General features: G+C 74.4%; 26 protein-coding genes. 13 read left to right on the top strand and 13 right to left on the bottom strand.

Going from position 1 to position 22913, the window contains the following annotated elements; translation table 11 throughout:
- Positions 1 to 101 precede the first annotated feature (101 nt).
- The 5 genes from ACFY3U_RS10425 to ACFY3U_RS10405 all read right to left on the bottom strand — a co-directional run bounded on the left by ACFY3U_RS10425 (position 102) and on the right by ACFY3U_RS10405 (position 4617).
- Positions 102 to 1079 carry a helix-turn-helix domain-containing protein gene (locus ACFY3U_RS10425; protein WP_387198192.1) on the bottom strand — a complete coding sequence of 326 codons (978 nt, stop codon included), beginning with the start codon at positions 1077 to 1079 and terminating at the stop codon, positions 102 to 104.
- Positions 1080 to 1203: 124 nt separating this feature from the next.
- Positions 1204 to 1707, bottom strand: a complete 504-nt coding sequence (locus ACFY3U_RS10420) for a hypothetical protein (protein ID WP_387198189.1) — start codon at positions 1705 to 1707, stop codon at positions 1204 to 1206.
- A gap of 48 nt (positions 1708 to 1755) precedes the next feature.
- Positions 1756 to 3387: a RecQ family ATP-dependent DNA helicase gene (locus ACFY3U_RS10415; protein ID WP_387198186.1), complete on the bottom strand. Its 1632-nt coding sequence runs from the start codon at positions 3385 to 3387 to the stop codon at positions 1756 to 1758.
- A 69-nt stretch (positions 3388 to 3456) separates the two neighbouring features.
- Positions 3457 to 4407 carry a TIGR03557 family F420-dependent LLM class oxidoreductase gene (locus ACFY3U_RS10410; RefSeq protein WP_387198183.1) on the bottom strand — a complete coding sequence of 317 codons (951 nt, stop codon included), beginning with the start codon at positions 4405 to 4407 and terminating at the stop codon, positions 3457 to 3459.
- Between the two features lie 84 nt (positions 4408 to 4491).
- Positions 4492 to 4617 carry a hypothetical protein gene (locus tag ACFY3U_RS10405; RefSeq protein ID WP_387198180.1) on the bottom strand — a complete coding sequence of 42 codons (126 nt, stop codon included), beginning with the start codon at positions 4615 to 4617 and terminating at the stop codon, positions 4492 to 4494.
- A gap of 144 nt (positions 4618 to 4761) precedes the next feature.
- Here ACFY3U_RS10405 and ACFY3U_RS10400 point away from each other — a divergent pair, with 144 nt between their 5' ends.
- Positions 4762 to 6300, top strand: a complete 1539-nt coding sequence (locus tag ACFY3U_RS10400; RefSeq protein ID WP_387198177.1) for a glycoside hydrolase family 3 protein — start codon at positions 4762 to 4764, stop codon at positions 6298 to 6300.
- Positions 6301 to 6360: 60 nt separating this feature from the next.
- On the opposite strand, the gene ACFY3U_RS10395 is transcribed toward ACFY3U_RS10400, so the two are convergent.
- Positions 6361 to 6648, bottom strand: a complete 288-nt coding sequence (locus tag ACFY3U_RS10395; protein ID WP_387198174.1) for a GNAT family N-acetyltransferase — start codon at positions 6646 to 6648, stop codon at positions 6361 to 6363.
- Entirely contained in the window at positions 6645 to 7871 is a 1227-nt protein-coding gene (locus ACFY3U_RS10390) for a cysteine desulfurase-like protein (protein ID WP_387198171.1), read from the bottom strand. The genes ACFY3U_RS10395 and ACFY3U_RS10390 overlap by 4 nt, the downstream gene beginning before the upstream one ends.
- Before the next feature lie 76 nt (positions 7872 to 7947).
- Here ACFY3U_RS10390 and ACFY3U_RS10385 point away from each other — a divergent pair, with 76 nt between their 5' ends.
- The 7 genes from ACFY3U_RS10385 to ACFY3U_RS10355 all read left to right on the top strand — a co-directional run bounded on the left by ACFY3U_RS10385 (position 7948) and on the right by ACFY3U_RS10355 (position 12247).
- On the top strand, positions 7948 to 8307 hold the full coding sequence (locus tag ACFY3U_RS10385; RefSeq protein WP_387198168.1) for a hypothetical protein: 360 nt from the start codon (positions 7948 to 7950) through the stop codon (positions 8305 to 8307).
- A gap of 60 nt (positions 8308 to 8367) precedes the next feature.
- Positions 8368 to 9189, top strand: coding sequence for a DUF1206 domain-containing protein (locus ACFY3U_RS10380; RefSeq protein WP_387198165.1), 822 nt, complete (start codon positions 8368 to 8370; stop codon positions 9187 to 9189).
- 79 nt (positions 9190 to 9268) lie between these two features.
- Positions 9269 to 10519, top strand: a complete 1251-nt coding sequence (locus ACFY3U_RS10375) for a mechanosensitive ion channel family protein (RefSeq protein ID WP_387198162.1) — start codon at positions 9269 to 9271, stop codon at positions 10517 to 10519.
- A 192-nt stretch (positions 10520 to 10711) separates the two neighbouring features.
- Entirely contained in the window at positions 10712 to 11146 is a 435-nt protein-coding gene (locus ACFY3U_RS10370) for a phage holin family protein (RefSeq protein ID WP_387198159.1), read from the top strand.
- Entirely contained in the window at positions 11143 to 11478 is a 336-nt protein-coding gene (locus tag ACFY3U_RS10365) for a DUF3618 domain-containing protein (RefSeq protein WP_387198156.1), read from the top strand. The genes ACFY3U_RS10370 and ACFY3U_RS10365 overlap by 4 nt, the downstream gene beginning before the upstream one ends.
- Positions 11475 to 11747, top strand: a complete 273-nt coding sequence (locus ACFY3U_RS10360) for a DUF4235 domain-containing protein (protein WP_387198153.1) — start codon at positions 11475 to 11477, stop codon at positions 11745 to 11747. Before ACFY3U_RS10365 ends, ACFY3U_RS10360 begins: the two co-directional genes overlap by 4 nt.
- A 296-nt stretch (positions 11748 to 12043) precedes the next feature.
- Positions 12044 to 12247, top strand: a complete 204-nt coding sequence (locus ACFY3U_RS10355; protein ID WP_007075740.1) for a cold-shock protein — start codon at positions 12044 to 12046, stop codon at positions 12245 to 12247.
- Positions 12248 to 12403: 156 nt separating this feature from the next.
- On the opposite strand, the gene ACFY3U_RS10350 is transcribed toward ACFY3U_RS10355, so the two are convergent.
- The gene (locus ACFY3U_RS10350) at positions 12404 to 12598 is read right to left on the bottom strand and encodes a hypothetical protein (protein WP_387198150.1); all 195 of its coding nucleotides are present in this window, start codon (positions 12596 to 12598) and stop codon (positions 12404 to 12406) included.
- An 82-nt stretch (positions 12599 to 12680) separates the two neighbouring features.
- Entirely contained in the window at positions 12681 to 13664 is a 984-nt protein-coding gene (locus tag ACFY3U_RS10345; protein WP_387198147.1) for an aldo/keto reductase, read from the bottom strand.
- A gap of 84 nt (positions 13665 to 13748) precedes the next feature.
- Between ACFY3U_RS10345 and ACFY3U_RS10340 the strand changes: the two genes are divergently transcribed.
- Both ACFY3U_RS10340 and ACFY3U_RS10335 read left to right on the top strand, forming a co-directional pair.
- A complete protein-coding gene (locus ACFY3U_RS10340; protein WP_387198144.1) occupies positions 13749 to 14531 on the top strand; it encodes a trans-aconitate 2-methyltransferase in 783 nt (260 codons plus the stop codon).
- A 9-nt stretch (positions 14532 to 14540) separates the two neighbouring features.
- Positions 14541 to 15566: an adenosine deaminase gene (locus ACFY3U_RS10335; protein ID WP_387198141.1), complete on the top strand. Its 1026-nt coding sequence runs from the start codon at positions 14541 to 14543 to the stop codon at positions 15564 to 15566.
- On the opposite strand, the gene ACFY3U_RS10330 is transcribed toward ACFY3U_RS10335, so the two are convergent.
- The 3 genes from ACFY3U_RS10330 to ACFY3U_RS10320 form a co-directional block, all read right to left on the bottom strand.
- A complete protein-coding gene (locus ACFY3U_RS10330; RefSeq protein WP_387198138.1) occupies positions 15523 to 15777 on the bottom strand; it encodes a hypothetical protein in 255 nt (84 codons plus the stop codon). The two genes, ACFY3U_RS10335 and ACFY3U_RS10330, sit on opposite strands and share 44 nt — an antisense overlap.
- Before the next feature lie 274 nt (positions 15778 to 16051).
- Positions 16052 to 17446: an ATP-binding protein gene (locus ACFY3U_RS10325; RefSeq protein ID WP_387198135.1), complete on the bottom strand. Its 1395-nt coding sequence runs from the start codon at positions 17444 to 17446 to the stop codon at positions 16052 to 16054.
- 29 nt (positions 17447 to 17475) lie between these two features.
- Positions 17476 to 18165 (bottom strand): response regulator transcription factor, encoded by a 690-nt coding sequence (locus ACFY3U_RS10320; protein WP_387198132.1) that lies wholly within the window; start codon positions 18163 to 18165, stop codon positions 17476 to 17478.
- A 73-nt stretch (positions 18166 to 18238) separates the two neighbouring features.
- Between ACFY3U_RS10320 and ACFY3U_RS10315 the strand changes: the two genes are divergently transcribed.
- Positions 18239 to 19159 carry an ADP-ribosylglycohydrolase family protein gene (locus tag ACFY3U_RS10315; RefSeq protein ID WP_387198129.1) on the top strand — a complete coding sequence of 307 codons (921 nt, stop codon included), beginning with the start codon at positions 18239 to 18241 and terminating at the stop codon, positions 19157 to 19159.
- Positions 19160 to 19161: 2 nt separating this feature from the next.
- On the opposite strand, the gene ACFY3U_RS10310 is transcribed toward ACFY3U_RS10315, so the two are convergent.
- Positions 19162 to 20100: a DUF1775 domain-containing protein gene (locus ACFY3U_RS10310; protein WP_387198127.1), complete on the bottom strand. Its 939-nt coding sequence runs from the start codon at positions 20098 to 20100 to the stop codon at positions 19162 to 19164.
- 221 nt (positions 20101 to 20321) lie between these two features.
- Between ACFY3U_RS10310 and thrS the strand changes: the two genes are divergently transcribed.
- Positions 20322 to 22325: a threonine--tRNA ligase gene (gene thrS / locus ACFY3U_RS10305; protein WP_387198124.1), complete on the top strand. Its 2004-nt coding sequence runs from the start codon at positions 20322 to 20324 to the stop codon at positions 22323 to 22325.
- A 29-nt stretch (positions 22326 to 22354) separates the two neighbouring features.
- Positions 22355 to 22912 carry an HIT family protein gene (locus ACFY3U_RS10300; RefSeq protein WP_387198121.1) on the top strand — a complete coding sequence of 186 codons (558 nt, stop codon included), beginning with the start codon at positions 22355 to 22357 and terminating at the stop codon, positions 22910 to 22912.
- The last annotated feature ends 1 nt before the right edge of the window (position 22913 follow it).

The raw sequence follows: 22913 nt of genomic DNA, 5'->3' as shown, positions 1-22913 counted from the left end.
CCACACCGCGGCCCCCCGTTACTTGGGCCGGAAACCGGCCCGCCACCAGTCTGCCGGCGGCGAGTTGACCATGGCTGCCGGGCGGTTGACCATCCGTGCCGCTACCGCTGAGCCTCCCGGTACGCCTGCGGGGTGGTGCCGTACGCGGCCCGGAACGCCCGGCTGAAGTGGGCCTTGTCGCGGAACCCCCAGCGGCCGGCCAGGGCGTGCACCGGCCGGTGCGCCAGCGTCGGGTCGGCGAGGTCGCGCCGGCACCGCTCCAACCGCAGCTGGCGCACGTACGCCGCCATGGTGGTCTCCTCCTGCTCGAAGAGCCGGTGCAGGGTGCGCACCGAGACGTGGTGCGCGTCGGCCACCTGCTGCGGATCCAGCGCGGCGTCGCCCAGGTGGCGCTGGACGTACCCGCGTACCTGGGCGAGCAGCGCCCGTCGGCGCACCTCCCGGGGAACCTCGTCCTCGGCCACCAGGTGCCGGCCGAGCAGGGTGGCGATCAGGTCCAGGGTGACCGTGCCGAGTCGTTCGGCGTCCGCGGCGTGGTACTGCTCGGGATGCGCGCTCAGCTGCGTGATGTGGTGGGCGAGCAGGCCGCCGACGCCCTCGGTGCCGGACATCCGGCCGGCCAGCAGCGGGGTGAGCCGGTCCCGGCTCAGCGGCAGCGCGTCGTACGGGATGAGCGCCACCACCGACCCGGCGGCCGACCGCCCGTGGTCGTCGCCCTCGTGGCCGACCTCGTGCGGGCGCGAACCGTCGTAGAAGGTGAACTCCCCGGGCCCGATCACACTGTGCTGCCCGCCCTGCCCTGAGGTGCCGGTGCCAGTGGTGGTGAGCGCGAGCAGGAAGTGGTCGACCTCGGTGCGCCGGGCCAGCTTGGCGGTGCTGACCGCGTCGAGCGATGGGTAGCGGTAGCGGACCAGCTGGAGCGAGCCGAGCCTGATGATCTCGGCCCGGGCCCGGAAGTCGTCCGCGTGCGCGGTGCGCATCAGTAGCGGCGAGGCGGTCCGGGCCACCGCGTCCAGCCACATCCCGAACCGTTCGCCCGGCGGGACCAGCTCGGTGTCGATGACGTCGCGGTCCAGCATCCCGGCCTCCCCTCGGTCGGTCGTCCCCGTGCCATTGTCGGCCAACCGCGCGACGGCGGCACAGGGGCGCGGAGACGACGAACCGCGCGGGCGCCGGCGCCCGCGCGGTTCGGATCGCACGTCGTCAGTCGTTCAGCACCTGGGAGAGCCGGTCGCGGAAGCGCCGCTCCGAGTCGCTGACCTGGTCCCCGCCGATGCCGAGGATGCCGCCGCTGGAGGCCGCGCCGACCACCTGGTCGGCGATCTCCACCAGCCAGTGCCGGTACGCCCCGGCCTCGCCCTCGTCGACCTTCGCGGCCAGCAGGGCGCTCGCCTGCCCGGCCCGGGCCAGCACGTCGTCGATCAGCGCCTGCGGGTCGGCCGGCGCGATGACCGGCAGCTCCTCGCCGGCCTCCGGGTCGCCGACCCGGGACACCAGCTCCCCGGCGACGGCGGCGACCAGCGGGTTGGCCGACTCGCGGCCGGCGGAGATGGTCTCCATCCCGGCGGCGTTCTCCGCCCGGGTGCGCCGGGCGCCGTCGGGCTCGGCGGCGCTGGCCGCGGTCAGCACCGACTGCGGCAGGCCGACGAGCAGCCCCCACTCCTCGTCGGAGAAGCCGAACCGGGTGTACGCCGGTTGTTCGATCACGACTGAGCCCCCATTCTTGGTGCCGGTTGGTGTCGCGCGCCGCTCAGGCTAGTCGAGCGTGAGCAGTCCCTGCTCGGAGACCACGCGTACGGAGAGCGTCTTGTAGCCGACCTCGTCGAAGAGCACGGTCATCCGGTCGTCCTCGTAGTTGAGCACCAGGCCCGGCCCCCACTCGGGGTGGCGCACCTGGCTGTGCACGGGGAACGGACCGACCGCGCCGGAGGCGGCGACGCTGGTGCCGGCGTGGCAGTTGTCGCAGTGCCCGCAGACCTTGGACATCTGCTCGCCGAAGTAGGCCAGCAGGGCCTGCATCCGGCAGCCGGTGGTCTCGGCGAAGGCCCGCATCATGTCGGTGCGAGACCGGGTGACGGCCTGCTGGCGCTCCGCCTCGGCCAGCGCCGCGGCGGCGGCCTCGACCGGCTTCGGGGCGTAGCGCGGCGCGCCGATCTGCTGCCTGGCCCGCGGCTCGGCGGCGCCGATGTGCTCCAGCAGGGAGAGGTACTGGCCGAGCTTGCGGGTGCCCAGGCCGGTGGTCTCGCGCAGCTCCTTCTTGGTGGCGGCCTTCTTGCGCACCACCGCGGCCAGGTCGCGCAGCTCGGCCTCGTTGGGCAGGCCGCCGCTGAAGTAGCGCTGCAACCCGACGTCCTCGGCGCGCCAGAGCAGCAGCACCCGGGCGGGTTGGCCGTCGCGGCCGGCGCGGCCGATCTCCTGGAAGTAGCTGTCCGGCGAGTCGGGCAGCGCCATGTGCACCACCCAGGCGATGTTCGGCTTGTCGATGCCCATGCCGAACGCCGAGGTGGCCACCATGATCGGCACCTGGTCGGCGAGGAAGGCCTCGTGCAGCTCGTGCCGGGCGTTGGTGGGCATCCCGCCGTGGTAGAACTTCGACGGGAAGCCGGCGTCGGTGAGCCGCTGGGCCAGCTCCTCCGCCGCGCGCCGGGTCGGCACGTAGATGATGCCGGGGCGTTCGTCGTCGCGCAGCAGGGCGACCAGCCGCCGCCACCGGTAGTCGTCGTCCGGGCAGTAGGCGACCTCAAGGTAGAGGTTGGGCCGGTCCAGCCCGGAGACCACCACCTCGGGGTCGTGCAGGCGCAGCCGGGCGATGATGTCGTCGCGGACCGGCGGCGAGGCGGTCGCGGTCAGCGCGACCACCGGCGGCCGGCCGATGCCCTCGATCAGGTGGCCCAGCGCCAGGTAGTCGGGGCGGAAGTCGTGCCCCCAGGCGGAGATGCAGTGCGCCTCGTCGATCGCGACCAGCGCCGGCTTCAGCGACCGCACCTCGGCCATCCGGTCCGGGTTGGCCAGCGCCTCCGGGGTGATGAAGAGGAACTCGGCCCGGCCCTCCCGGATCTCCACGATCGCCTGGGCCTGCTGGGCCGCGGACTCGTCGGAGCTGATTCGGACGGCCCGCAGCTCGGCCCGCTGGCGTTCGTTGAGCGCGGCGATCTGGTCCTGCTGGAGCGCCAGCAGGGGCGAGATCACCACGGTCGGGCCGGGGATCAGGCTGGCCGGGATCTGGTAGATCGCCGACTTGCCGGCGCCCGTGGGCAGGACCACCAGGGCGTCGCGGCGCTTCATCACCGCCCGCATGGCGGCGAGCTGGTTGGGCCGCAGGGCCGTCCAGCCGAAGAGGCTCTTCGCCGCGCGGCGCAGCGTCGTGGAGTGAGTCGACAGGTTCATCGAGGGCCGGAGGTACCCGAGTTGATCAGCACCGAAACCCCGGGCACCGTCCGATCCGCCCCGATCCGGTCAGCGCAGCCGGGGGAGCACCTCGCGCTGGTACAGGTCGAACAGCTTCCGGGTGTGCGGGCCGGTGTTCGCCACGTAGATCTCGTCGAAGCCGGCCTTGGCGTACCGGTCGATCATCTCCAGGTGGGCGTCGGCGTCGTTGCCGCAGACGAACGCCTCCTTCATCATCTCCGGCGTGACCAGCTCGGCGGCCTGCTCGAAGTGCCGCGGCGAGGGCAGCACCTGGGACAGCTCGCCCGGCACCCCGGCGTTCGGCCACTTCTCGTACGCGATCCGGGCGCCGGCGTCCACGCTGTCGGCGTACGCCGCCTTGAAGCCGGCCTGGCACGGCTTGTCGCCGCCACCGCCCTCGCGGAACCGGCGCACCAGGTCACCGTCCGGCATGGTGCTGACGTAGCCGTCGCCGATCCGGGCGGCCAGCTCGACGGCCTTGGGGCCGAAGCCGGAGACGTAGACCGGCGGCGGCGTGTCGGGCAGCGTGTAGACCCGGGCGTGCTCCACCGTGTAGTGCCTGCCGTGGTGGTTGACGAACCCGCCGCGCCACAGCTCGCGCATGACCTCGACCGCCTCCTCCAGCATCTCCAGCCGGACGTCGGTCTGCGGCCACGCGTCGCCGAGGATGTGCTCGTTGAGCGCCTCGCCGGTGCCCACGCCGAGCACGAACCGGCCGCCGTGCAGCACCGCGCTGGTGGCCGCGGCCTGGGCGAGCACTGCCGGGTGGATCCGGACGGTGGGGCAGGTGACCGCGGTGGTGACCGGCAGCGAGCAGACCTGGCTCAGCGCGCCGATGGTGGACCAGACGAACGGGCTCTGCCCCTGCGCGTCCGTCCACGGGTGGTAGTGGTCCGAGATCCACAGTGCCTGGAAGCCGGCGCGCTCGGCGCCGCGCGCCTGCTCCAGCAGCTCGGCCGGGCCGTACTCCTCACTGGACAGGAAGTAACCGATCTTCATCGTGCCCCCTCGTGCCGCCGCCCGGCGCCGGGGTGCGCCGGGTCGGCCTGGGGGAAGCCGTACCCCGAGCGGCCCGGCTCACGCTCAGCGGCGGCCGAACATCGCCCGGATCGCGGCGAGCAGCAGCAGGCCGCCGAGCACCAGGCCGAGCAGCCGCACCCCGGGGATGTCGGCGGGGGAGGTGGCGTCGGCGAGCGGTACCAGATCCATGCTCCGCACTCTCGCACGGCGCTCCGGGCGGCGCCAGGACGCCAACAGTAAGGTTTATTGACTGTTCCGCCGAGCGGATGGAACCATGTCAGGACCGCGACGGCGACGGGCCGTCCGGGCCACAACGGGGGGTGCCGGAACGCGATGAGCGAACCAACCGTCGCCGAGGACCGCACCGCGCCGCACCGGGCCGGCGGTGCCACCGACCGGCACCTGGCCGGGCTGGCCGCCGCCGTGCTGCAACCCGGGTTCGTCGGCGCCACACCGCCCGACTGGGTGCGCCGCTGGCTCGCCGACGGCCTCGGCGGCGTGGTGCTGTTCGCCCGCAACATCGTCGACCCCGGCCAGCTCGCCGCGCTCACCGCCACGCTGCGCGCGGAACGCCCCGACGTGCTGGTCGCCATCGACGAGGAGGCCGGTGACGTCACCCGGATCGAGTCGGCCCGGGGCAGCTCCCGCCCGGGCAACCTCGCCCTCGGCGCGGTCGACGACCCCGGGCTGACCGAGGAGGTCGCCCGCGACCTCGGCGCCGAGCTGGCCGCGCTGGGCGTCACACTGAACTACGCCCCGGACGCCGACGTCAACAACAACCCCGCCAACCCGGTGATCGGCGTACGGTCCTTCGGCGCCGACCCGGGCCTGGTGGCCCGGCACACCGCCGCCTGGGTACGCGGCCTGCAGTCGGCCGGCGTCGCGGCCTGCGCCAAGCACTTCCCCGGTCACGGGGACACCCGGGTCGACTCGCACCACGAGCTGCCCCGGATAACCGCCGACCGGGCCGCCCTCGACGCCGGTGAGCTGGCGCCGTTCCGGGCCGCCGTCGCCGCCGGCGTGCAGGCGGTGATGACCGGCCACCTGCTGGTGCCCGCCCTCGACCCGGAGCTGCCGGCCACCCTCAGCCGGTGGATCCTCGGCGACCTGCTCCGCGACGAGCTCGGTTTCTCCGGGGTGGTGGTGACCGACGCGGTCGAGATGCGCGCGGTGGCCGACCGGTACGGCTTCCGCGGCGCCGCCGTGCGGGCCCTGGCCGCCGGCGCGGACGCGATCTGCGTCGGCGGGGAACGGGCCGACGAGGCCGCCGCCGGCCAGCTGCGGGACGCGATCGTCGCCGCCGTGCGCGACGGCACGCTGCCCGAGGAGCGGCTCGCCGAGGCCGCCAAGCGGGTCGGTCAGCTCGCCGCCTGGGCGGTCTCCGCCCGCGCCGCCCGCCCGGCGCGGGGGCTCGCGTCGACCGGCGACTCGGCGATCGGGCTGCTCGCGGCCCGCCGGGCGGTCCGCGTCCGCGGCGACCGGGCGGCCCTGCCGCTGGCCGGCCCCCCGCACGTGGTGGAGTTCGTCGCGCCGCGCAACATCGCCATCGGGTCGGAGACGCCGTGGGGGATCGGCGCCCCGCTGGCCGGGCTGCTCCCCGGTACGACGACCGTGCGGCTCGCCGAGACCGACCCGCCGGCCGACCCGGTCGCCGGTGCCGGCGGGCGGCCGGTCGTGCTGGTCGTCCGCGACCTGCACCGGCACGCCTGGATGCGGGCCGCGGTCGCCCGGGCGCTGGCCGCCCGACCCGACGCCGTGGTGGTCGAGCTGGGCCTGCCCGAGCTGGTCACCGGGCGGGCGCACCTGGCCACCCACGGCGCCACCCGGGCGAGCGCGCGGGCCGCCGCCGAGCTGCTCGCCGGCCACCACTGACCGCCCCGGGGCGCGCCACCAGGCGCCGGCCCGGGCCGCTCCGGCGTCGGCGCGGCCGGCTCAGGCCGGCTCGACGACCAGGTCGGCGTAGTCGGGATGCCGCTCGATCCAGGCCCGCATGAACGGGCACTGCGGCACCACCCGGCCGCCCTGCTCCCGGACCTGGTCCAGGGTGGCCTTCATCAGCGCGCCGCCCACCCCCATGTCCTGGAACTCGGGGCGCACCTCGGTGTGGGTGAAGATCCGTACCTCGCCGCGCGGCAGGTACGCGGTGAAGCCGGCCAGCGCGTCGTCCACCAGGATCTCGAAGCGGTGCTTGGCGGGGTTCTCCTCGACCAGGAAGCTCACCGGGCCATTCTCTCCCCCCGGTCGGCCAGCGTGTCCAGTTCGGCCAGCAACCGGTCCACCTCTTGCACCGTGTTGTAGTGGTAGACGCTGGCCCGCACCGCGCCGCCGGAATCCCGCAGGCCCATCGCCTGGAAGTACTCGTAGGCGTAGTAGTCGCCGGCCGACAGGCACAGCCCCGCCTCACCCAGCGCGGCGGCCAGCCCGGCCGGCGACCAGCCGGCCAGCCGGAACGACACCGTCGGGCAGCGCCGGGCGGCCGCGCCGTACACCGTCACCGCGGGGCGCGCGGTCAGGCCGGCGAGCAGCCGCTCGAACAGCGACTCCTCGTACGCCTGGGCGGCGGCCAGGCCGGCGCGTACCCGCTCCCTACGGTGGCCGGTCGCGGCCGGGTCCAGCCCGGCCAGGTGGTCCACCGCGGCGGCCACCCCGGCCAGCAGCGGGAAGCTGGGTGTGCCGGCCTCGAACCGGTCCGGCACCGCGTCGGACGAGGGCAGCAGCTTGGCCGGGTGCAGCTGCGCCAGCCGGGCCGGGTCGGCCACCAGCGCCGCCAGGTGCGGGCCGGACCACTTGTACGCGCTGGTGACCAGGAAGTCGGCGCCCAGCGAGGCGACGTCGGTCGGGCCGTGCGGCACCGAGTGCACCCCGTCCACGCAGACCAGCGCGCCCGACTCGTGGGCGGTCTTGGCGATCGCGGCGACGTCCGGCACGGTGCCGATCGCGTTGCTGCCGGCGGTCACCGCGACCAGCCGGGTGCGCGGCCCGACCAGCTCGGCGTACTGCCCGGCCGGCAGCTCGCCGGTGGCCGGGTCGAACTCGGCCCAGCGGACGGTGACCCCGGCGGCCTCGGCCGCCTGCACCCAGGGCCGGACGTTCGCGTCGTGGTCCAGCCGGGAGACCACCACCTCGTCGCCGGGCCGCCAGGTGTCCCCGAGCGCCCGGGCCAGGGTGTACGTCAGCACGGTGGCGCTCGGCCCGAGGACCACCCCGTCCGGAGCGGCGCCCAGCAGGTCGGCCACGGCCGCGCGGGCGGCCGCGACCAGCTCCAGCGACCGCCGGCCCGGCGTGAACGCGGTGGTCCGGTTGCCCAACGCGGTCCGCATCGCGCCGGCGACCGCGTCGATCACCGACTGCGGCGTCTGGGTGCCGCCGGCACCGTCGAAGTGGGCGAAACCCTCGGTCAGGGCGGGGTAGGCGGCCCGGGTCCGGGCGATGTCGAACGGCATGCCGGGACCCTAACCCGCGCCGGACGATGATCATCGGGAGGTGACCGGTGGGCGGGTGTCTCGTACCCTGGGTCGGGTGACGAACCGATCCCCCTCGCCGTCCTCCCCCCGCCGCGCCGCCGGCCTGCTCGCCGGGCTGGCCCTCGGCGTGGCCGTCCTGGCCGGGTGCAGCTCCGACGGCGCCGACACCGACTGCGGCCTGGACGCCTGCACCGTCACCTTCGACCGGGGCGTGGACGCCCGGGCCACCATCCTCGGCGTGGAGGCGAAGCTGGTCGGCGCCCAGGGCGACCAGGTGACCGTGGAGGTCGCCGGCGAGCAGCTGTCGCTGACCACCGGCCAGCAGGCCGCCGAGGTGGGCGGCTTCGCGGTGACCCTGGACAGCGTCACCGACCAGCAGGTCAAGATCCAGGTGGCCCGCAGTTCGGGCAGCTGACGGGCCCCGTAGCCGCCCAAACCACGTTTGGGGATCTTCGCATCCGGAGATTGTGGCGCCATGTCACTCACCCGGAACGCCGAAGCCACCGCAGCCCGCACCGCGGACAGCCGCTGGCTGGAAATCCTGGCCCGGGCCGGCTTCATCGGCTACGGGATCATCCACCTGCTCTTCGCCTGGCTCATCCTGCAGATCGCCTTCGGCTCGTCGAGCGAGGAGGGCAACCAGAACGGTGCGCTGCGCACCATCGGCGAGCAGCCGCTGGGCAAGTTCCTGCTGATCGCCATCGCGGTCGGCCTGGTCGCCATGGCCATCTGGCAGGCCCTGGAGGCGGCCGTCGGGCACCGGTCCCGGCAGGGCAAGGAGCGCCTGTTCGAGCGGATCGCCTCGGTGGTCCGCACCATCGTCTTCCTCTGGCTGGCGTGGACCGCCGTGCGGGTCTTCCAGGAGGCCAGCGCGAACGCCTCGAACCAGCAGCAGCAGCTGTCGGAGAAGCTGATGGCCTCCGGTGGTGGCCGGTGGCTGGTCGGGCTGGCCGGCCTGGTGCTCGCCGCGGTGGGCATCGGCATGGTGATCTACGGCTTCAAGAAGAAGTTCGAGCGCAACCTCAAGACCGGCGAGATGAGCCCGAAGATCCACAAGGTCACCCGGCGGCTCGGCATGGCCGGCTACATGGCCCGGGGCGCCGTCTTCGCCGTGGCCGGCGTGCTGGTGGTGGTGGCCGCCGTCACGTACGACCCGCAGAAGGCCCGCGGTCTGGACGCCGCCCTGCGCACCATGCGTGACCAGCCCTGGGGCCCGGTCATCCTGGCGCTGATGGCGCTGGGCATCGCCGCGTTCGGCGTCTACTGCTTCCTGCAGTCCCGGTTCCGGAAGGTCTGAGCTGGTCGACTCGGCGATCCCGGGGCACCATGGAGCTTTTGCCCGGGAACCGATCAACCCGCCGGAGGGAGAACAGCCCGTGCAGGACTACCTCGAGACGTTTGCCGCCGCGGCCGCCGCGGCGGCGATCGCCCTGCTGATCGTCGAGGTGGTGCACCGTGTGGTCCGCCGGCTCGGCCGGCGGTCGCTGCTGATGACGGAGCTCACCGAGCACGCCCACCGCTCCTTCCAGGTGGCCGCCACGGTGCTCGCCGTCCAGTTCGCCGTCCGGCTCACCACCGGGTACGCCGTCGGCACCGCCTGGCGGCAGGTGGTGCTGCACACCCTGGTGCTCGCCGTGGTCGCCGCGCTGGCCTGGCTGGTGGCCTCGCTGCTGGTCGTGGTGGAGGACACCGCGCTGGCCCGGTTCCGCACCGACGTGCCGAACAACCGGCACGCCCGGCGGGTGCGGACCCAGGTGGTGCTGCTGCGCCGGCTGACCATCGCGATGATCGTGATCCTGGCGGTCGGGGTGTCGCTGATGACCTTCCCCGCCGTCCGGGGCGTCGGCGCCGGCGTGCTGACCAGCGCCGGTCTGGTCGGTGTGGTGGCCGCGCTGGCCGCGCAGAGCCTGCTCGGCAACGTGATCGCCGGCCTGCAGCTCGCCTTCAGCGACGCGGTACGCCTGGACGACGTGGTGGTGGTCGAGGGGGAGTGGGGCCGGATCGAAGAGCTCACCCTCAGCTACGTGGTGGTGCAGATCTGGGACGACCGGCGGCTGATCCTGCCCACGTCGTACTTCACCAGCACCCCGTTCCAGAACTGGACCCGGACGGAGGCCGCCGTGCTGGGCACCGCCGAGTTCGAGGTGGACTGGGCGATCCCGGTGCAGGCGATGCGCGAGGAGTTGCGCCGGCTGTGCGAGGGCACCGAGCTGTGGGACGGCCGGGTCTGCGTCCTGCAGGTGACCGACGCGACCGGCGGCACGCTGACGGTCCGGGCGCTGGTCAGCGCCGCCGACGCCGGCAGCCTGTGGGACCTGCGCTGCCTGGTGCGCGAACACCTCGCCGCCTGGGTGCGGGACCACCGGCCGACGGCGCTGCCGCGCACCCGCACCGAGATCGGTGACTCCTCCGGCGCGCTGCCCTGGCAGTGGGTGCGGACCCGGCCGGCGACGCGTCCCTCGCCCCGGCCCCGGGACGCCGACGTGCCGGACGACGCCCGGGTCTTCGGCGGCAGCGACGACGGCGACGCCCGCAGCGAGGCCTTCGTCGGCCCGGCCGAGGACGGCGAGGCCCGCGAGGGCCGCCCCGAGCCGCGCCCGGAGGAACCGGTGGACGCCCGCCGCTGAGAGCGGCCGCAGGCCCGACGCCTCCCGAAGCCCCCGGAACCGAGCGTTCCGGGGGCTTCGTCGTGCCGGCTTCCGCGTTTCGCCGTACGTCCCACCCCCGGCTGAGGTCAGATGATGAGCGGGGTACTGCGCGCAGGATTGGCGGGCGGCGGCTCCGGGCATACAGCGCGGTGATGATGAAAGGAGGACAGCATGGCTGACGTCACGAACCACCACACGTCCCGCACGGGGACCGAGCCGTCCACCGCCGAGTTGGTGCAGCGGGCCACCGAGCAGGTGTCCCGGCTGGTCCGGGACGAACTGGCGCTGGCCCGGGCCGAACTGACCGAGAAGGGCAAGCACGCCGGGATCGGGATCGGTCTGTTCGGTGGCGGCGGGGTGATGGCCCTGTACGGCACCGGCGCCCTGGTCGCCACGGCGATCCTGCTGCTGGCCCTGGTGCTGCCCGCGTGGGCGGCCGCGCTGATCGTGGCGGTGGTGCTCTTCCTGATCGCCGGGGTGCTCGCCCTGGTGGGCAAGAAGCAGGTCAGCCGTGCCGTCCCGCCGATGCCGGAGGCGACGGTGCGCAGCGTCCGGGCGGACGTGGACACCGTCACCGCCGCGGTGAAGGACAGGGGACGGGCATGACGGGCAACGGCACCGGCGACACCGAGGCGCTGCGCGAGGAGATCCGGCGCACCCGGGTGGAGTTGGGCGAGACGATGGAGCTGTTGGCCGCCAAGGCCGACGTCAAGGCCCGGCTGCGGGAATCCGCCGGGCAGGCGAAGGAGCGGGTGCGCGAGCAGGCCGCGCTGACCGTGTCCCGGGTGCGCGGGCAGGCGGCGCTGAAGGCCGACCAGGTGCGGTCGCAGGGGTACGGCGAGACGTTCGGGCGCTCGCCGGCGCCGTGGGCCGCGGTCGCGGCCGGCGCCGTGGCGACCGTTCTGGTGCTGTTGATCGTTCGGGGGAGGCGCAGGTGAGCACGAGGATCGGTAAGGCCGCGTACCGGCCCGTCGGGGTGCTGCTCGGGTTGGCCGCGGGCACGGTCGCCGGGGTGATCTTCAAGCAGGTCTGGAAGGTGACCGCCGGTGACGGCGAGGCGCCGGACCCGACCGACGAGGACCGCCGGTGGGGCGAGATCCTCGCCGCGGCGGCCCTGCAGGGCGCCATCTTCGCGGTCGTCCGGGCCGCGGTGGACCGGGGCGGGGCGGTCGGCGTACGGCGGCTCACCGGTCGCTGGCCCGACTGACCAGACTCGATCCGACAGGCGTTCCGGCCCCCTCCCGCATCGACGGGTGGGGGCCGTTCGCGCGGTCCCGACGAGCCCTCCAGCGGATCTCAGGCATCCGTCAGGTCACATGTCGGAAAACTTCGTCGAGTGGGCTGTGCAGAGTTTTGCGTACGTGGTTTGCTGGTCCCCGCTGTTGAGAGACGGCGTGGGTTGAGAGAAGTCTCCTTGGTGGGGGCCGCCTCAGTCGCTGCTGCTCGAAAACGGCCAATCGGCCGCACGGCGTGCTCGGCCGCCAGTTTTAGAAGGAGATACACATGGCGCAGGGAACCGTGAAGTGGTTCAACGCTGACAAGGGCTTCGGCTTCATCACCGTCGACGGCGGGGGTGCTGACGTGTTCGTCCACTTCTCGGCCATCCAGACCAGCGGTTACCGCACGCTGGAGGAGAACCAGCGGGTGGAGTTCGAGATCGCCCAGGGTCAGAAGGGTCCGCAGGCCGAGCAGGTCCGCCCCATCTGAGCAGTGCCGGCCGGCGCAGCCGGCCCGGGTGATCCGGCACCCCGGATCGACGAGCCCCGTGTCCCCGCTGGGACGCGGGGCTTTCCGCGTGTCCGGGTCCGAAGCGCCGCCACGGCGCGCGGGCCGTCCGGCGGACAGGTCGGGTTGGCGGACCGATCAGGTGCGCCGGCGCGAGCGCAGGCCGCGCCAGAGCACGACGAGCCCGACCAGCACCAGCAGCGGACCGAGCACCGCCCAGATCCGCTGGCCGGTCATCAGGCTGCCGCTGACGTAACCGAGGCCCTGCACCGTCCAGACGGCGCCGACCACCACGGCCAGCAGGCCGAGGGTGAGCGTGAGCCAGCCTCTCATCGATCCCTCCTTCGCGCGCCGGGGTCGGCGGCCGCACCGCCAGCATGCCGCCGGTTGGGGCCGGACGCGAGCACCGCCGTGCTCACCACCGGTCGTGGACCCGGGGGCGGACCAGTTCGTCGTAGACGGAGCGCACGGTCGCCCGCTCGGCGTCGGTCAGCGGCGGCACCTGCGCGGCGGCGGCATTGCCCCGGGCCTGCTCGGGGGTGCGGGCGCCGGGGATGACCACGGTGACGCCCGGCTGGTCGATGATCCAGCGCAGCGCGAACTGGGCCGTGGTGCGGTCGTCGCGGACCGACGGGGCGAGCCGGCGGACCACCTCCAGGCCGAGGTCGTAGTCCACTCCGGAGAAGGTCTCGCCGACGTCGAAGCTCTCGCCGTGCCGGTTGAAGGTGCGGTGGTCGTCGGCGGCGAAGGTGGTGTGCTCGTCGTACCGGCCGGAGAGCAGGCCGCTGGCCAGCGGAACCCGGGCGATGACGCCCACCCCGGCCGCGGCGGCGGCCGGCAGGACCTGGTCCAGCGGCTTGAGCCGGACCGCGTTGAGGATGATCTGCACGCTCGCCACGTTCGGTCGGGCGATGGCGGTGAGCGCCTGGTCGCAGGTCTCGACGCTGACGCCGTACCCGGCCACCCGCCGCTCGGCGACCAGGGTGTCCAGGGCGTCGAAGACCCGGTCGTCGGCGAAGACGGCGGTGGGTGGGCAGTGCAGCTGGACCAGGTCCAGAGTGTCCACGCCCAGGTTGGCCCGGGACCGGTCGGTCCAGGCGCGGAAGTTGTCCATGGTGTACGCCTCGGGCGTCTGCTCGACCCGGCGGCCCATCTTGGTGGCGACGGTCAGCCCGTGGCCGGGGTGCTCGCGCAGGAACCGGCCGATCAGCCGCTCGCTGCGGCCGTCGCCGTAGACGTCGGCGGTGTCCAGGAAGGTCACTCCGGCGTCCACCGCGGCGGCGACCACGGCGAGCGCGTCGTCCTCGTCGACCCGACCCCAGTCGGCGCCGAGCTGCCAGGCGCCGAGGCCGACCACACCCACCTGCCGGCCGAGCCGGTCGAAGCTGCGCTGTTCCATCCCGACCACCCTAGTGACCTCGTTGCGCTGCCGCACGGTGGGCCGTACAGTTCAGCAGTACGGGCGTACGGTTTGGAGGCTGGGATGTGGGATCCGACGACCTACCTGCGCTACGACGACGAACGCTCCCGGCCCTTCCACGACCTCCTGGCCCGGGTGCCCGCCGACCGGCCGCGCGCGGTGGTCGACCTGGGCTGCGGCCCGGGCACCCTGACCGCCGGGCTGGCCGCCCGCTGGCCGGCCGCCCGGATCACCGGCATCGACAGCTCCGCACCGATGATCGAACGGGCCATCGCGCTGGCCGCGCCGGTCGACTTCGCCGTCGGTGACGTCCGGGACTGGCGGCCTGGCCCGGAGGTCGACGTGCTGGTCTGCAACGCGGTGCTGCAGTGGGTCCCCGACCACCGCGACCTGCTCGTCCGGTGGGCCGGCGAGCTGCCGGCCGGCGCCTGGCTGGCGTTCCAGGTGCCGGGCAACTTCGCCGCGCCCTCGCACCGGGCGCTGCGCGCGGTCGCCGGCCGGGACCGCTGGTCGGCCACCGCGGCGCCGGTGCTGCGCGAGGCCCCGGTCGGCGACGCGAGCGACTACGCCACGCTGCTGGCCGACGCCGGCTGCGCCGTGGACGCCTGGGAGACTACCTACGTGCACCTGCTTCCCGCCCGCACCGGCGCCGACCACCCCGTGCTCGCCTGGATGGAGGGGACCGCGCTGCGCCCCGTCCGGGCCGTGCTGGACGCCGCCGGCTGGGCCGCCTTCCGCGCCGAGCTGGAATATCGGCTCGCCGAGGCGTACCCGGTGCGGCAGGGTCGGGTGCGGTTCCCGTTCCGCCGGATCTTCGTGGTCGCCCGCACCGGCGCCCGTGCTTGAGGAGTTACCGTGACCGACCTGCCCGCCTTCATCGCCGCGCTGCCCAAGGTGGAGCTGCACGTGCACCACGTCGGCTCCGCCTCGCCGCGCATCGTGTCCGAGCTGGCCGCCCGGCACGAGGGACGCAGCCCGGTGCCGGCCGACCCGGACGCGCTCGCCGACTACTTCGCCTTCCGCGACTTCGCCCACTTCGTCGAGGTCTACCTGAGCGTGGTGGACCTGATCCGGGACCCGGACGACGTCTGGATGCTCACCCACGAGGTGGCCCGCGAGCTGGCCCGCCAGCAGGTCCGGTACGCCGAGCTGACCGTCACCCCGTACTCGCACGTGCACCGGGGCATCCCCGCCCCGGCGTTCTGCGAGGCGATCGAGGACGCCCGCAAGCGCGCCGAGGCGGACTTCGGCATCGCGCTGCGCTGGTGCTTCGACATCCCCGGGGAGGCCGGGCTGCCGGCCGCCGAGGAGACCCTGCGGATCGCGCTGGACGAGCGCCCCGACGGGCTGATCAGCTTCGGTCTCGGCGGCCCGGAGATCGGCGTGCCCCGACCGCAGTTCAAGCCGTACTTCGACCAGGCCCGGGCGGCAGGGCTGCGCTCGGTACCGCACGCCGGCGAGACCACCGGCCCGCAGACGATCTGGGACGCGCTGCGCGACCTGGGCGCCGAGCGGATCGGGCACGGCATCTCCGCCGCCGGAGACCCGGAGCTGCTGGCGTACCTGGCCGAGCACCGGATCGCCCTGGAGGTCTGCCCGACCTCCAACGTGCGCACCCGGGCGGTGCCGACCATCGAGGAGCACCCGCTGCGGCAGTTGGTCGACGCGGGCGTGCTGGTCAGCATCAACTCCGACGACCCGCCGATGTTCGGCACCACCCTCAACGACGAGTACGCGGTGGCGGCCCGGCTGCTCGACGCCGGCCCGCAGCGGCTCGCCGCGCTGGCCCGCGACGCGGTGACCGCCTCGTTCATGGAGCCGGCCGACAAGGCGCGGATCAGCGCCGAGATCGACGCCTGTTCGGCGGCCGCGACGCGCTGACCGGCCGCGCCCGGCCCGGCCGGACGATCCGGCGCGGTCGCCGGGCGGCCAGCAGCGGGCCGAGGGCGGCCACCGGCGGGTGCGGCCGCGCCGGCAGGGTCAGCGGCCGGCCGAGGACGGCGACCAGCGCGAGCACCAGGGCCCGGGCGTACGACGACGGCACGCCGATGCCAATCACGAACGTCGGGCAGGGCGGTCGGGAAACGTTCATCTGCTCACCTCACGACGGCGACGGGCGGGCTGCGGGTGAGGGGTGCGCGCGCGGCGGGGGCGGGTGTGGGGGGACCATGCCCCCGCCGCGCGCACGGGCTCCGCCGGCCGGCAGGTTGTCAGGGGCGACAGGCCGGCGGAGCTGATGGGTACTGCGGGAATCGTGCCAGCCGGAACCGGTCGCGCCGGCACCGTTAACCCGGATCTAAGGAAGACTTGCGGCCGCCCACAGCCCGGCCCGTGGTCGGCCCACTGCGTCGACGGCCCGGGCCCGCTCAGTCGTCGGTGGGCCGGGGCCGGGGCCAGCGCCGGCCGCCGGTCTTCTGCTCCCGGGCCATCCGCCCGACCAGCCCGAACCGGTTGACCTGCCGGGGCATCGCCTCCGGGTCGGCCAGCAGCATCACCACGCTGGCGCCGCCGAGCCGGGCCCGGTCGATGCTGACCGAGCCGTTGGCCTGCAACGCGACCCGCTTGGCGATGTCCAGGCCCAGGCCGGTCGAGCCCTGGTCGCTGGCGCCCCGGCGCAGCGCCCGGTCGGGGTTGGCGATGCCCGGCCCGGCGTCGTCGATCCGGATCGCCACGTACCCGTCCCGGCGCGACACCGCCACCTCGAACGCGGTCCCCTGCGGGGTGTAGCGGAACACGTTGCCGATCACCGCATCGAGCGCAGCCGCCAGCTCCGCCCGGGGCACCGGCGCCGGGATGCGCAGCTGGGCGCCGATCACCCGGTGCGGGCGGTTCTGGTCACCGGCCAGCGCCGCCCAGAACACCATCCGGTCCCGGACCACCTCGCTGACGTCGCACTCGGCCGGCCCGACCTCGTGGGCGACCGCCTTGCGGGTCGTCTTGATCAGGACGTCGATCTCGCCCTCGAGGGTGACGATGGCCTGCCGGATCCGCCGGATGGTCCGCCGGCGGTCCAGCTCCGCCGGGGTGAACGAGCCGACGCTGGTGTCGTCGGAGTCCAGCCCCTCGGCGTCCAGCCGCAGCACGGTCAGCGGGGTACGCAGCCGGTGCGACAGGTCGGCGACCAGCTCCCGCTCGTCGGTCCGGGCGGCGACCAGGCGGTCCGCCATCCGGTTGAACGCGTACCCGGCCTCGGCCAGCTCGCGCGGGCCGCTCGGCTCCACCCGGACGCCGAGGTCTCCGTCGCCGACGGCCAGGGCGGCCTTGACCAGCCCGCGGGTCGAGTCGACCGCGCGGGCCGCCACCCGGTCCACCACGATCACCGCGGCGCCCACCAGGGCCAGCGCGACCCCGGTCAGCAGCAGCCAGGTGCCGCCCGCGCCCTCGTCCAGGGCGGAGCGCGGAACGAAGACCTCCACCACGGCCGTCCGGTTGCCGAGCACCACCGGGTCCAGCCGCACCACGCCGTCGTCCACGTCGACGACCATCGACTTCCCGGCCGTACGGGCCCGCTCCAGGTCGGCCGGGTCGGCGCGGCCGACCGGTTCCGCGCCACCCAGGCCGTGCACCACCGGCCGGGTGGCCGGGTCGTCACCGGTGGCCTCGACGGCGCGGCGCAGCGCGGCGGGCTCGGTGCTGACCGCCAGCGCCCCGGTGACCATCCCGGCCCGGCGGGCCGCGTCGGACAGCGCCTCCTCGCGCACCTCGTCGCGCAGGCTGATGCCGAGCGGGACGAGGAACGCCAGGGCCACCAGCGCGCACATGCCGGCCGTGAGGTAGGCCAGCGCCAGCCTCAGTCCGGGGCCACCAGCCGGAAGCCCACCCCCCGCACGGTGCGCAGGTAGCGTGGCTTCGCGGCGGACTCGCCCATCTTCCGGCGCAACCAGTACAGGTGCACGTCGATGGTCTGGTCCTCGCCGACCGACGGCTGCCGCCATACCTCCTCCAAAAGCTCCCGCCGGGACACTACCCGGCCGGGTCGGGCGGCGAGATACGCCAGCAGGTCGAATTCCTTGCGGGTCAGCGCGAGCGGCTCCCCGTCGAGCACCGCGCTGCGCTCGCCGACGTCCACCCGCAGGCCGCCCACGGTGTGCACGGCGGGCTGCACCGTCCGGCTGGCCCGGCCGACCCGGCGCAGCACGGTGGTGATCCGGGCGTCCAGGTGCGCGCCGGTGAACGGCTTGACCATGTAGTCGTCGGCGCCGGCGCGCAGCAGCCGGACCACCGACTGCTCGTCGTCCCGGGCGGTGGCGATGATGATCGGCACGTCGGTGATGCCGCGCAGCATGCGCAGCGCGTCCGAGCCGTCCAGGTCGGGCAGGCCCAGGTCCAGCACGACCAGGTCCGGGGTCTCGGCGGCGACCCGGCGCAGCGCGTCCAGCGCGGTGCCGACGGCGTGCACGGCGTGCCCCCGGTCGCTGAGGGAACGCAGCATCGCGCCGCGTACGACGTGGTCGTCTTCGACCAGGAGTACGGTGGCCACCTCAGCACCGTACTGCCCGTGGCAAGTCGATCGCGTTGCGGCGGGCCCCCGAACCGGGCAAGCTGGTACGGCGATGACCTTCACCCTCTTTGCCGACGCGCGGGAGGCACTGGCCCGCGACAGCCTCGCCGGCCTCTCCGTCGGCGACGCGCTCGGCTCCCAGTTCTTCGTACCCGGTCACCACCGGAGCGACGTCGCCGCCGGCACGCTCCCGCCGCCGACCTGGCAGTGGACCGACGACACCGAGATGGCCTGTTCGGTGCTGGCCGAGCTGCTCGCCCACGGCGAGATCGACCGCGACCGGCTGGCGCTCGCCTTCGCCGAACGCTGCGAGCCCTACCGCGGATACGGCCCGGGCGCGGTGACCATCCTGCGGCTGATCCGCACCGGCACGCCGTGGCCGGTGGCCGCCGCCGCGGCGTTCGACGGGCAGGGCTCCTGCGGCAACGGCGCGGCGATGCGGGTCGGTCCGCTGGGCGCCTGGTTCGCCGACTCGGTCAGCATGGCGGCGGCCCAGGCCCGGGCCAGCGCCGAGATCACCCACGCGCATCCCGAGGGGGTCGCGGGCGCCGTCGCGGTCGCGGTGGCCGCCGCGCTGGCCGCCCGCGCCCGCCTCGACGGGGTACGCCCCGACCCGGCCCGCCTGCTGGCCGCCGTGGCCGCCGCGCTCGACCCCGCCACCGAGGTGCACCGCCGGGTACGCCGCGCGGTCGGCCTGCTCGGCCGCCCGCTCGCCGAGGCGGTGGAGGTGCTCGGCAACGGCTCCCGGGTGACCGCCCAGGACACCGTCGGCTTCACCCTCTGGCTGGCCGCCTCCCGCCTCGACGACTACCCGCGGGCGATCCAGGCCTGTGTCGAGGCGGGTGGCGACGTGGACACCACGGGCGCGATCGTCGGTTCGGTCGTGGCCGCGTACACCGGGGTCGGCACCCCGGGTGGCGTGCCCGACGGCTGGCTGGCCGCCCGGGAGCGGCTGCCGGCCTGGCTGGGCTGACCTCAGCGCGAACCCACCGCCTGCTCGGCCCGGCCCGGTGCCGGGTCGGCCGGCGCCCCGGTCTCGCCCTCGTCGGCCGCGGCGGAGTCGGCGGGGGTCGACGGCGGGGTACGGCCGTCGAATTTCCACCCCCGCGCCTCGGCCGGCTCGTCGGTGTCGGGGGCGTCGCCCCGGTCGGGGGTGGTCGGGCCGGACCGCCGCCGGCGACTCACCGCCCAGCCGACCACCGCGCCGCCGCCGAGGCCGGCCAGCAGGCCGCCGCCGAGCAGCACGTCCGCGTTCGGCGCCGGGTCGTCGGCCGGCGCACCGCCCGGCGCGGCGCCGCCGGCCGCCGTGCCGGGGCCGGCCGCCACCTGAGGATCGGCGACCCCGCCGTGCTCGTGCCCGGTCGCGGCGCCGGGCGGCGCCGGCCGCAGGGCCAGCGCCGGGGCCGGGTGCGCGCCGCCCGCCGGGTCGGCCCAGCGCACCACCGACCCGTCCGAGTACGTCTGCACCACCTCGAAGGCGACCCGGTCCACCTCCGGCATCGGGCCCATCGCGATCGAGAGCCGGGCCGGGCCGGGCACCGGCCTACCGGCGGCCCGGGTCCAGATCACCGAGGCGGTCACCGTGTCGACGCTGTAGCCGTGGATGCCCTCCACCCGGGTGGTGGGCTTGCGGGTGGTGATCAGCGGCGCCCAGCCAGGCACCGACAGCGGGTAGACCTCGCCGATCGGCGCGTCGGCGGGCAGCCGGAACTCGATCTTCTCGGTGCGCGCGCCGGGTCGTTCCTCCGGCACCACCAGGTGCAGCTCCACCGCGTCGCCCCGGGCCGCCTCGCTCGGCGTGGCCGTCACCCCGTCGGCCAGGGCCGGCCCGGCCCAACCCAACGCCCCGGCCACCGCCGCGGCCAGGACGAGCGCGCCGCGGCGCCGACGGCTGCCGCTCCGGGTCGTCGTCATCCCTGCCCCCATCCGCTTCCGGCGGCCGGCACCGGCTCCGGCCACACCGGGTAGTTCGGACGGGAGGCCGGAAAGGTTCAATCGCGCCGCGACGAATCCCGGCCGGCGGGACCCGGCCCGGCCTTCCATTCCCCACGGCCGGGCCGGTCCGGGGTGCCCGATAGCATCGCAGGGGGTCGGTTTACCGGCCCATCCGTACCGTCTGCCGTTGAGGAGTCACCGTGTCCGCACCCCGTACCCCCGTCGTGGCCGACCCCGTCGTCGTCGCCGCCGGGACCACGGCGGCCGACGCGGTGGCCGCGGCCGGGCTGCCCGCCGCCGGCCCGAAGGCCGTCGTGGTGGTCCGCGACCCGCAGGGCCAGCTGCGCGACCTGGACTGGGCGCCGGCGGAGGAGACCACCGTCGAGCCGGTCACCCTCGACTCGCCGGACGGCCTAAACGTGCTGCGCCACTCCACCGCGCACGTGCTCGCCCAAGCCGTGCAGGACGTCTTCCCCGAGGCGAAGCTCGGCATCGGCCCGCCCATCGAGAACGGCTTCTACTACGACTTCGCGGTCGACAAGCCGTTCCAGCCGGACGACCTGGCGAAGCTCGAGAAGCGGATGCAGGAGATCGTCAAGTCCGGCCAGCGGTTCCGCCGGCGGCGCTTCGACAGCCTGGACGAGGCGAAGGCCGAGCTGGCCGCCGAGCCGTTCAAGCTGGAGCTGATCGACGTCAAGGGCGAGGGGCTGGACACCGCCGAGGTGATGGAGGTGGGCGGCGGCGAGCTGACCATCTACGACAACCTCGCCGCCAACGAGGACAAGGTCTGCTGGTCGGACCTGTGCCGCGGCCCGCACCTGCCGAACACCCGGCTGATCGGCGCGTTCAAGCTGATGCGCTCGGCCGCCGCGTACTGGCGCGGGTCGGAGAAGAACCCGCAGCTGCAGCGGGTCTACGGCACCGCCTGGCCGACCCGGGACGAGCTCAAGGCGTACCTGAAGCTGTTGGAGGAGGCCGCCCGGCGCGACCACCGCAAGCTCGGCGTCGACCTCGACCTGTTCAGCTTCCCCGACGAGCTCGGCTCCGGCCTGGCGGTCTTCCACCCCAAGGGCGGCATCATCCGCCGGGAGATGGAGAACTACTCCCGGATCAAGCACGAGCAGGCCGGCTACGCGTTCGTCAACACCCCGCACATCACCAAGGGCCACCTGTACGAGGTCTCCGGGCACCTCGACTGGTACGCCGACGGCATGTTCCCGCCCATGGAGGTCGAGGGCGCGAACTACTACCTCAAGCCGATGAACTGCCCGATGCACGACCTGATCTTCCGGTCCCGCGGGCGGTCCTACCGCGAGCTGCCGCTGCGGATGTTCGAGTTCGGCACGGTCTACCGGTACGAGAAGTCCGGCGTGGTGCACGGCCTGACCCGGGTGCGCGGCATGACCCAGGACGACGCGCACATCTTCTGCACCGAGGAGCAGATGGCCGGCGAGCTGAAGTCGCTGCTCGCCTTCGTGCTGGAGCTGCTGCGCGACTACGGCCTGGACGACTTCTACCTGGAGCTGTCCACCCGTAACCCGGAGAAGTCCGTCGGCACCGACGAGAACTGGGAGCGGGCCACCGAGGCGCTGCGCTCGGCGGCCCAGGAGTCCGGCCTCGACCTGGTGCCGGATCCGGGCGGCGCGGCCTTCTACGGCCCGAAGATCTCCGTGCAGGCCAAGGACGCGATCGGCCGGACCTGGCAGATGTCCACCATCCAGGTCGACTTCAACCTGCCCGAGCGGTTCGGCCTGGAGTTCCAGGCCGCCGACGGCAGCCGGCAGCGGCCGGTGATGATCCACCGGGCGCTCTTCGGCTCGATCGAGCGCTTCTTCGGCGTGCTCACCGAGCACTACGCGGGCGCGTTCCCGGCCTGGCTGGCGCCGGTGCAGGTGGTCGGCATCCCGATCCGCGAGGACCACACCGACTACCTGCACGGCTTCGTCGCGGCGCTGCGCGCCGAGGGGATCCGGGCCCAGGTCGACGCGGGCGACGACCGGATGCAGAAGAAGATCCGCACCGCGCAGCAGCAGAAGATCCCGTTCATGGTGATCGCCGGCGACGACGACGTGGCCGCCGGCACGGTCTCCTTCCGCTACCGGGACGGCTCCCAGCGCAACGGGGTGCCGGTCGCCGAGGCGGTCAGCCACGTGCTGGACGTGGTCGGCTCGCGGACCAACTCCGGCCCCTCCGCGGCGAGCTGACCGGCGGTGGTCACCGTAGGATCGGCGGCGTGACTGGGGTGGAGCGGCACGTCGACGAGGACCTGCACGACGGCCTGGCGGACGGGCTGGACCGGCTCTGGACGCCGCACCGGATGACCTACATCTCCGGCGAGGACCGGCCGGACGGCGGGTACGAGAAACCGACCGGTTGCCCGTTCTGCCTGGCCCCCGGCCGGCCGCCGGAGGAGAGCCTGGTGGTGGCCCGGGGCGAGCACGTGTTCGTGGTGCTCAACCTGTACCCGTACAACCCGGGTCACCTGCTGGTCTGCCCGTACCGGCACGTCGCCGACTACACCGATCTCGACCCGGCGGAGACCGTCGAGCTGGGCGCGTTCACCCAGCACGCGATGCGGGTGGTCCGCCAGGTCAGCAGCGCCCACGGGTTCAACCTGGGGATGAACCAGGGCGGCGTGGCCGGGGCCGGCATCGCCGCGCACCTGCACCAGCACGTGGTGCCGCGCTGGGGCGGCGACGCCAACTTCATGCCGGTGATCGGCCGGACGAAGGTGCTGCCGCAGCTGCTCGCCGACACCCGCGAGCTGCTCGCCCGCGCCTGGCCGGCCTGAC

Origin of the sequence: Micromonospora sp. NPDC000089 (genome assembly GCF_042899365.1) — a bacterium.
In the GTDB taxonomy this organism is placed as follows: Bacteria; Actinomycetota; Actinomycetes; order Mycobacteriales; family Micromonosporaceae; genus Micromonospora.
The sequence above is the reverse complement of the archived record's forward strand: the minus strand, read 5'-3'. Positions and strand labels throughout refer to the sequence as shown.

Bases quoted from the DNA above. Each gene is read 5' to 3' on its own strand.
- ACFY3U_RS10425 (WP_387198192.1), bottom strand. From the start codon at position 1,079: ATGCTGGACCGCGACGTCATCGACACCGAGCTGGTCCCGCCGGGCGAA.
- ACFY3U_RS10415 (WP_387198186.1), bottom strand. From the start codon at position 3,387: ATGAACCTGTCGACTCACTCCACGACGCTGCGCCGCGCGGCGAAGAGC.
- ACFY3U_RS10410 (WP_387198183.1), bottom strand. From the start codon at position 4,407: ATGAAGATCGGTTACTTCCTGTCCAGTGAGGAGTACGGCCCGGCCGAG.
- ACFY3U_RS10405 (WP_387198180.1), bottom strand. From the start codon at position 4,617: ATGGATCTGGTACCGCTCGCCGACGCCACCTCCCCCGCCGACATCCCC.
- ACFY3U_RS10400 (WP_387198177.1), top strand. From the start codon at position 4,762: ATGAGCGAACCAACCGTCGCCGAGGACCGCACCGCGCCGCACCGGGCC.
- ACFY3U_RS10390 (WP_387198171.1), bottom strand. From the start codon at position 7,871: ATGCCGTTCGACATCGCCCGGACCCGGGCCGCCTACCCCGCCCTGACC.
- ACFY3U_RS10380 (WP_387198165.1), top strand. From the start codon at position 8,368: ATGTCACTCACCCGGAACGCCGAAGCCACCGCAGCCCGCACCGCGGAC.
- ACFY3U_RS10370 (WP_387198159.1), top strand. From the start codon at position 10,712: ATGGCTGACGTCACGAACCACCACACGTCCCGCACGGGGACCGAGCCG.
- ACFY3U_RS10365 (WP_387198156.1), top strand. From the start codon at position 11,143: ATGACGGGCAACGGCACCGGCGACACCGAGGCGCTGCGCGAGGAGATC.
- ACFY3U_RS10355 (WP_007075740.1), top strand. From the start codon at position 12,044: ATGGCGCAGGGAACCGTGAAGTGGTTCAACGCTGACAAGGGCTTCGGC.
- ACFY3U_RS10350 (WP_387198150.1), bottom strand. From the start codon at position 12,598: ATGAGAGGCTGGCTCACGCTCACCCTCGGCCTGCTGGCCGTGGTGGTC.
- ACFY3U_RS10345 (WP_387198147.1), bottom strand. From the start codon at position 13,664: ATGGAACAGCGCAGCTTCGACCGGCTCGGCCGGCAGGTGGGTGTGGTC.
- ACFY3U_RS10340 (WP_387198144.1), top strand. From the start codon at position 13,749: ATGTGGGATCCGACGACCTACCTGCGCTACGACGACGAACGCTCCCGG.
- ACFY3U_RS10330 (WP_387198138.1), bottom strand. From the start codon at position 15,777: ATGAACGTTTCCCGACCGCCCTGCCCGACGTTCGTGATTGGCATCGGC.
- ACFY3U_RS10325 (WP_387198135.1), bottom strand. From the start codon at position 17,446: ATGTGCGCGCTGGTGGCCCTGGCGTTCCTCGTCCCGCTCGGCATCAGC.
- ACFY3U_RS10315 (WP_387198129.1), top strand. From the start codon at position 18,239: ATGACCTTCACCCTCTTTGCCGACGCGCGGGAGGCACTGGCCCGCGAC.
- ACFY3U_RS10310 (WP_387198127.1), bottom strand. From the start codon at position 20,100: ATGACGACGACCCGGAGCGGCAGCCGTCGGCGCCGCGGCGCGCTCGTC.